The sequence below is a fragment of the Microbacterium sp. GbtcB4 genome (assembly GCF_019091465.1).
In the GTDB taxonomy this organism is placed as follows: Bacteria; Actinomycetota; Actinomycetes; order Actinomycetales; family Microbacteriaceae; genus Microbacterium; species Microbacterium paraoxydans.
On sequence record NZ_JAGXJJ010000136.1, the window covers coordinates 1 to 271 of the forward strand.

General features: G+C 76.4%; 1 pseudogene. It reads right to left on the reverse strand.

Annotated features, from left to right (window positions below):
* Positions 1 to 271: pseudogene (locus tag KVS71_RS17495) on the reverse strand (MFS transporter); the annotation flags it as partial.

A 271-nucleotide genomic window follows, 5' to 3' on the forward strand; every position in this document is an offset into this window, starting at 1 on the left:
CGAAGACCGCGGTCGAGACCCCCAGGTGGACGGGGAGCGGGAGCTGCGGGGGGATCGCGCCCGCGGCCATCACTCCGCCGGGCACCGCGCCGATGGACCAGATGGCGTGGAAGGAATTGGTGATGGGGCGCCCGGACCGCCGCTGCACGCGCAGCCCGGGGGCGTTCTGCGCGACATCGGTGATGGCATCGGGGGCGCCGCCGACGAAGGGGGCGATCGGGAAGGGCGCGCCGGTCGGGGACAGCGCCGCCGACAGCAGGCGGGGGCTCGG